This window comes from Candidatus Frankia nodulisporulans, assembly GCF_902806475.1.
Taxonomy (GTDB): domain Bacteria; phylum Actinomycetota; class Actinomycetes; order Frankiales; family Frankiaceae; genus Frankia; species Frankia umida.
In genome coordinates, this window is the sequence record NZ_CADCWS010000209.1 from 1 (window position 1) to 7,370 (window position 7,370).

Consider the following 7,370-nt stretch of genomic DNA (forward strand, 5'->3'; position numbering starts at 1 on the left):
ACCGGCTCGGCGCGACCCGCGGGTTCGGCCCGTTCCGTTGGCGAGGGGGCGTCCTACGATCATCGACGGGTGGGGCGGGAACTGGGACTGTTCGACACCGATCCGTTGATCGGGGCGGGCCTGCCGTACTGGCTGCCGGCTGGGGCGGCCGTCCGACGGGCGCTGGAGGAGTACGTCCGTGACGCGGAACGGCGGGCTGGATATCAGCATGTCTACTCGCCGGTGCTCGGGAAACGGGAACTCTACGAACTGTCCGGACACTGGTCGCATTACCGCGACGAGATGTACCCGCCGATGGAGGTGGGCGCGGAGCAGCTCGTCCTGCGGCCCAGCCTGTGCCCGCATCATGCGCTGATCTACCGGTCGCGCGGGCGTAGCTATCGTGAACTGCCGCTGCGGCTCGCCGAACTCGGCGGGATGTTCCGGTCGGAACTGTCGGGCGTCCTGGGTGGCCTGGCGAGGGTCCGGGCGATCCAGCTCAACGACGCGCACATCTTCGCCACCGTCGACCAGGTCGCGCGGGAAGCGGCGGCGGCGCTGGGGATGATCCGGGCGGCGTACGCGGCCATGGGAGTGGTGCCCGTCCGGTACCGGCTGTCGCTGCCGAGCGAGGGTGGCAAGTATGTCGCGGCGCCGCGGCTGTGGGAACGGTCGACCGCGCTGCTGCGGGAGGTGCTGGACGGCGCCGGGGTCGCGTACGAGGCTGTGGCCGGGGAGGCCGCCTTCTACGGGCCCAAGATCGACGTTCAGGTCGCCGACGCCGCCGGACGGGAATCGACCCTGTCCACCATCCAGATCGACTTCTACCAGCCGGAGCGGTTTGACCTGCGCTACACCGGTGCGGACGGCGAACAGCATCGTCCGGTGATGATTCACCGCAGCATCATCGGTTCGCTGGAGCGGGCCGTGGCGTTCCTGCTGGAACGCCACGGCGGGGCCCTTCCCAGCTGGCTGGCGCCGGTCCAGGTGATGATCCTCCCCGTCACCGAGGCCGAACTCGCCCCCGCCGCCGCCCTGGCCCGCCGCTGCCTCGAACCCGAGGTCGACCTGCGGGCCGAGATCTGCGCACCGGACCGAGGCTCGCTCGGTGCTCGTATCCGCGCCGCTCGCCACGTGCCCTACCAGGCTGTGGTCGGCCCGGCCGAGGCCGCCGCCGGCCACGTCGCCCTGCGCCTGCGCGACGGCCGTCGCCTCGCACCCGGACCCGCCGAGGCGGCGCTGCGCGCGATTCGCGCGGCTGCCGCGTCGCAGCGAGCCCAGCCTGGATGAGGCCATCCGATCGCCTCGCCGAGTTCGCCAGTGGTCGAAACGGCGGGTCGAACCTGGCGGGGCCTTCCTTCTTCGGGTGGGTGCGGAAGGGATCGTGCTAGCGTCCGGGCGGTCGCTGGTGGTGACGGGTGCCACCCTCGACCGCCGGTGATGGATGCGGGGCGTCCGGGTGCGGTCGGTCAGGTGAGGGTCGGACGGGAGGTGGGGCCGTGCCGGACACGGGGCTCAGTGACGAGCAGGAGGCGCTGCGGCGCTCGGTCGCCGAGTTCGCCCGGGAGGTGGTCGCGCCGGTGGCCGCGCACCATGACGAACAGAGGTCGTTCCCGTACGAGGTCGTCGCGGCGATGGCGAGGATGGGGCTGTTCGGACTGCCGTTTCCCGAACAGTACGGCGGGATGGGTGGCGATCTGTTCTCCCTGTGTCTGGCGATCGAGGAGCTGGCCCGGGTCGACTCGTCGGTGGCGATCACCCTGGAGGCCGGCTGCGGGCTCGGCGCGGTGCCGATCTACCGGTTCGGCACCGAGGAGCAGCGGCAACGGTGGCTGCCGGCGTTGTGCGCGGGGGAGGCCTTGGGCGCCTTCGGCCTGACCGAGCCGGAAGCCGGTAGTGACGCGGGCGGCACCCGAACGTCCGCCGAGCTGGTGGACGGCGCCTGGGTCGTCAACGGGTCGAAGTCGTTCATCACGAACTCCGGTACCGACATCACCCGGCTCGTCACCGTGACCGCCCGGACCAGCCCGGCGTCCAGCCCGTCCGGCCGGACGAGTCCGTCCGGGGACGGCGGTGGGGCGTCCAGGGAGATCAGCGCGATCGTGGTGCCGGTGCCCAGCGCCGGGCTCGAGGTGGGGCCGGCGTACTCGAAGGTGGGCTGGCATGCCAGCGACACCCATCCGCTGACACTGACCGACGTGCGCGTACCCGCGGACCATCTGCTCGGGGAACGGGGCCGCGGCTACGCGAACTTCCTCGTGATCCTCGCCGAGGGCCGGATCGCGATCTCGGCGCTGGCCGTGGGCCTGGCCCAGGGCTGCGTGGACGAGTCGGTCGCCTACGCTCGCAGCCGCCGCGCCTTCGGCCAGCCGATCGCGTCCCATCAGGGGATCGCTTTCATGATCGCCGAGATGGAGGCGCGCACCCACGTCGCCCGCACCGCCTACTACGACGCGGCCGCCCGGGTGCTCGCCGGCCGGCCGTTCGCCAAGGAAGCCGCGATCGCCAAGCTGGTCAGCAGCGCCGCCGCCGTCGACAACGCCCGCGACGCCACCCAGATCCACGGTGGCAACGGGTTCATGAACGAGTATCCGGTCGCCCGGCACTGGCGGGACAGCAAGATCCTCGAGATCGGTGAGGGCACCAGCGAGATCCAGAAGCTCCTCATCGCCCGCCACCTGGGCCTGTGACCGCGATGACCGCGCCCGACGGCGGTGCGCCTCGCCACGACGGCGCGGCATCCCCCGACGGCGCTTCATCCTCACGCGGCGGCGACACGTCGGCGGGCTCGCGGCGGCGGGTCGAGCAGCGTGGGCTGTACTTCGACGAACTCGAGACGGACGTCGTCTACGCCCACCGGCCGGGCCGCACCGTCGGCGAGGCCGACAACACGCTGTTCAGCACCCTGACGATGAACGCGCAGGCCCTGCACCTGGACGAGGCGTGGAGCAGCACCCAACCGTTCGGCACCCGTCTGGTGAACAGCATGTTCACCCTGTCGACCCTGGTCGGGCTGTCCGTCAGCCAGCTCACCCAGGGCACCACCGTCGCCAACCTCGGCTTCGGTGAGATCCGTTTCCCGACGCCCGTGTTCCACGGCGACACCCTCAACGCCGAAACGGTCGTGCTCGCGAAGCGGCGTTCCCGTAGCCGGCCCGGCGAGGGCGTGGTCACCTTCGAGCACACCGCCCGCAACCAGCGCGGCGAGATCGTCGCCGTGGCCGTCCGCACCGCCCTGATCCTGCTCGCGCCCTGATCCCTGTGCCCGCTGGCCGCCGGCGACGCGTACGGTTGCGCCCGCCACAAGGACCCCGAGCAGCTCGATGCGGAGGCCGCCGCCAGCGGGATCACGGTCCAGCGCCCGCCGGTGGGGTCGCCGACCGCGAGCGCAGGTCGCAGGTCGGACGCGCCATCGGTCGACCCGATGCCGAGCACCCGGTTGTCCGGTAGTCGGGCAGGGCCGCCTCGACCTGGGCGCGTTCGACCAGCACGGGCTAACCTCGCCACGTCGATACTCGTCGGGCTGTTCTGCGCGTTGCTGACACTGTGACTACCGACGACGCCGTTCCAGCGGGGACGTCCACCTGGAAGGTGCACGTCCGGCCGGAAACGGCGTTGAACCGGCTGCCCACACTTCGATCTCGCGGCGGCGGCGTAGGCGGACGTAGGTCTGGCCAGGTCCGGGTGCGGCGAAGCGCTCGCCATATCGCTGGCGGTAGATCGGATGCTTGCGCCAGGACCAGCGGATCGGATGGTCGGCCCGGGGTAGGTCACGCCAGCGTTCCCGGTTGCCGTTCCACAGCCGCCGGCGCAGCAGCAGCCTCCCCGCCGTGCGGCGGAGAAGCTGCCATTGCGCCAGCCACCGTGGCGGATCCAGCCAGACCACGGTGTCCGCGCGGTCCCAGATCAGATCCTGGACGGCGGAGTAGTTACCGTCGACCACCCAGGCGGGTGCGGCGGTGGCCGCGTCGACGTCGTCGACGAAGGTCGGCCGGGGCACCCAGCCGGGACCATGGCGCAGTTCGTCAAGCTCGACGTGCGGTACGGACAACGTGGCGGCGAGTCGGCGGGCCAATGTCGATTTGCCTGACCCGGACACACCCACGATCAGTACCCTGCGCACGACAAAAGATCATATTCGGCCAGGGTGCGGCAGCCGAGGGCGGGTGGTGGCTCTCGCCCGCAGCTGGCTCGGCAATGCTCAGCCGGCCGCCGCGCGCCGGATCTCCTCGATATCGATCTTGGACATTGTGAACATGGCCTCGGTGGCCCGCCGCGAGCGCTCGGGGTCCGGATCGCCGAGCAGCTCGCCCAGCGCGGACGGCACGATCTGCCAGGACACCCCGAACCGATCCTTGAGCCAGCCGCACTGGCTCTCCACGCCACCATCGGCGGTGAGCACGTCCCAGTACCGGTCGATCTCGGCCTGGGACTCGCAGAACACCTGCAGGGAGAAGGCCTCGGTCTGCGGGAACTCGGGACCGCCGTTGAGCGCGACGTACTCCCGACCGTCCAGCTCGAACTGGACGGTCATCGCCATGCCCTCGGGCCGGCGCCCGCCGGGCCCGTACCGGCTGACGTTGGTGATGCGCGAGTTCGCGAACAGCGACGTGTACAGCTGCGCGGCCTGCTCGCCCTGATCGTCGAACCACAGACACGGCGTGATGGGGGGCATGTGCGGACCCTTCGTCGGGATCGGTCGCCTGCATTGGACGCCTGCATCGGACGCCTGTTCGCATCCGATGGCAGAACCGTAGCCGTCCCCTCCGACAGTTTTCGCCAGCCGTCGGGCCCGTCGGCCTTCACATCCGCCGGGTCCGTCACCGGGCGCCCGTCACCCGCCACCGTCGTGCGCGTGGTCCGTCGCCGCCGTCAGAGGTCAGACGCCCGGGGGCCGCGCGACGGGCGTGGTCAGGCTCGGAAACTGTCGGGGTCGGCGGTGATCCAGTCGGCGATCCAGGCTGGCGGCGGGTCGGCGAGCAGCTCGCCGGGTTCCAGCCAGTCGAAGAGCTCGGCGTAGCTGCGGGTGTCGGTGTGGGTGACGCGGCGCATCAGCATGCCGGGGTGCAGCTCGCCGGGCGTCGCGCAGCCCAGCGACGCCATCATCTGGACGGCGGTGGCGACGGTGGCCTGCTGGTAGCGGCGGACCCGCTCGCCCTTGTCGGCGACGTCCAGCGCGCGGGCGCGCCGCGGGTCCTGGGTGGCCACGCCCACGGGGCAGGTGTTGGTGTGGCAGCGCTGCGCCTGGATGCAGCCGACGGCCATCATCATCGCCCGCGCCGAGTTGGTGTAGTCGGCGCCCTGAGCGAGCCGTTTGACGATGTCCACCCCGGTGGCGACCTTGCCGCTGGCCCCGATCCGAATCCGGTCCCGCAGACCGACACCGACCAGCGCGTTGTGCACGGTGATCAGGCCCTCGGTGAGCGGTGTGCCGACATGATCCTCGTATTCGAGTGGGGCCGCACCGGTGCCGCCTTCGGCGCCGTCGACGACGATGAAGTCGGGGGTGACGCCTTCGGCGGCCATCGCCCGGCAGATCGCCAGCAGTTCCCGCCGGGATCCGACGCACAGCTTGAACCCGGTCGGCTTCCCGCCGGCGAGCTCGCGCATCCGCGCGATGAACAGCACCAGCTCCCGCGGGGTGGCGAACACCCGGTGGCCGGACGGGCTCACGCAGGTCACCCCGGCCGGGACTCCCCGGGCGGCGGCGATCTCGGCGCTGACCTTCGCCGCCGGCAGGATGCCGCCAAGGCCTGGTTTCGCCCCCTGGCTGAGTTTGAGTTCGACCATCCGTACCGTCGGCAGTGCCGCCTTGTCCCTGAACCGCACCGGGTCGAAGTCGCCGTCCGGGGTGCGTGCCCCGAAGTAGCCGCTGCCGATCTCCCAGACGAGGTCGGCGCCGTGGCGCAGGTGGTGCTCGGTGAGGCCGCCTTCGCCGGTGTCATGGGCGAAACCGCCGGCGGCGGCGCCCCGGTTCATCGCCAGCACCGCGTTGGCCGACAGCGACCCGAAACTCATCGCGGAGACGTTCAGCAGCGCGACGTCGTACGGCTGCGTGCAGTCGGGGCCGCCGACCCGCACCCGCGGCGGTGGCGCGTCGGCGGCGACGTCCAGCGGTGCCGTCGAGTGTGGCAGGAACTCGTAGCCGACCGCGTTGACGTCCCGCTCGGTGCCGAACGCCTGGTCGCTGTGAATACCCTTGGCCCGCTCGTACACGCTGGTGCGCACATCCCGGTCGAAGGGTGTGCCGTCGTAGTTTCGCTCGATGAAGTACTGCTGGATCTCGGGTCGGATGTGCTCGAGCGCGAACCGCAGATGCCCGGCGACCGGGTAGTTGCGCAGGATCGCGTGCCCCGACTGGAGCAGGTCGTAGGCGGCGAGTGCCAGGACGGCGACGAGCACGCCGACCGCGACCCACCACGGCGCGCTCCACAGCAGGGCGGCGCAGATCGCCCCCGTGAGGGCGACGACCAGACCGGCAACCATGCCCACGGGGAACATCGCTCTGTGGTCCTCTCCCTGCGGCGGCCTCCTCGATCGTGAAACCGTGCCGGGCGTGGGGACGGTGCGCTGACCGTACTGACCGCCGGTGCGGCTTCGCGTCGTGGCGATGGAAGCGACGCTATCTGGCGGGCTCGGTATCTGGCGGCCTCGGTGAGCAGGGCGCGCAGGACGGGACGGCGTCCTCGGGCGTGGCGACGGGCCACACCAGCACACCCTGCGCTGCCAGGTCATCCTGGTGCGATGCCTGGATGGTGTGGACCCCGCGGCGCCGTAGGCGGGGCGCCGTGTGGTGCCGGTCGTCGGTGCGGCGGCCCGGCGCGATCACCGCACCGGCGACCGGCTGGCGAGGCCTTACGCGCCCGGAACGCGGTCCAGGAAACCGGTGACCGTGCGGATGCGGCCGTCCGCGCCGAAGGTGACGACATCAAAACCCGCCACCGGTGCCGAACCGTCCGTGCGGGAGACCAGTTCCCAGCCGAAGCGGGCGACCTGGTGATGGATGTCCGGCGAACCGGTCAGGCGGAACTCGTAACCGGTGAACTGCTGCTGTACGCCGCGGATCAGCGTGGCGAGTGCCTCGTGCCCGGCGACGTCGGCAAGGGGGTCGACGTAGGTCACGTCCTCGGTGAGGGCGGCGGCCACCGCCTTGGCCAGAACGTCGCCGGTGGTGTTCCAGACGGCGAGATAACGCTCGACGGACTCGAGCTGGGACGGCGCCGACACAGTCTGCTGTTCTGCTGTCATGGGCACACTGTGTCGCGCCGCGCACAGGGTCGTCGATGACGTCGGAGGTCATCGACGACCCGCGGATCTCGCCGCCGGACGAGCGCCGGACGTGGTCGGCGCGGTCTAGCCCTGTCTTCCGCACATGGGATTTCGATGGGTTT

The 7,370-nt window shown here is 71.1% G+C and carries 7 protein-coding genes; 3 read left to right on the forward strand and 4 right to left on the reverse strand.

From position 1 onward, the window contains the following. From thrS to G6R24_RS16170, 3 genes are all read left to right on the forward strand, one after another. The coding region (thrS, locus tag G6R24_RS16160) for a threonine--tRNA ligase (protein WP_263864074.1) at positions 1-1,269 on the forward strand (1,269 nt) is incomplete at its 5' end. Between the two features lie 209 nt (positions 1,270-1,478). Next, complete coding sequence (locus tag G6R24_RS16165) at positions 1,479-2,669, forward strand: acyl-CoA dehydrogenase family protein (protein ID WP_163550073.1); 1,191 nt, start codon at positions 1,479-1,481, stop codon at positions 2,667-2,669. A gap of 5 nt (positions 2,670-2,674) precedes the next feature. Further along, positions 2,675-3,235 carry a MaoC family dehydratase gene (locus tag G6R24_RS16170; protein WP_163550074.1) on the forward strand — a complete coding sequence of 187 codons (561 nt, stop codon included), beginning with the start codon at positions 2,675-2,677 and terminating at the stop codon, positions 3,233-3,235. A gap of 294 nt (positions 3,236-3,529) precedes the next feature. Here G6R24_RS16170 and G6R24_RS16175 read toward each other — a convergent pair whose 3' ends face one another. The 4 genes from G6R24_RS16175 to G6R24_RS16190 form a co-directional block, all read right to left on the reverse strand. Continuing rightward, on the reverse strand, positions 3,530-4,102 hold the full coding sequence (locus G6R24_RS16175; RefSeq protein ID WP_163550075.1) for an AAA family ATPase: 573 nt from the start codon (positions 4,100-4,102) through the stop codon (positions 3,530-3,532). Between the two features lie 78 nt (positions 4,103-4,180). After that, the gene (locus G6R24_RS16180; RefSeq protein ID WP_163550076.1) at positions 4,181-4,654 is read right to left on the reverse strand and encodes a VOC family protein; all 474 of its coding nucleotides are present in this window, start codon (positions 4,652-4,654) and stop codon (positions 4,181-4,183) included. Positions 4,655-4,890: 236 nt separating this feature from the next. Continuing rightward, positions 4,891-6,480 carry an FMN-binding glutamate synthase family protein gene (locus G6R24_RS16185; protein ID WP_163550077.1) on the reverse strand — a complete coding sequence of 530 codons (1,590 nt, stop codon included), beginning with the start codon at positions 6,478-6,480 and terminating at the stop codon, positions 4,891-4,893. A 354-nt stretch (positions 6,481-6,834) separates the two neighbouring features. Continuing rightward, positions 6,835-7,227, reverse strand: a complete 393-nt coding sequence (locus tag G6R24_RS16190) for a nuclear transport factor 2 family protein (RefSeq protein WP_163550078.1) — start codon at positions 7,225-7,227, stop codon at positions 6,835-6,837. Between the last annotated feature and the right edge of the window lie 143 nt (positions 7,228-7,370).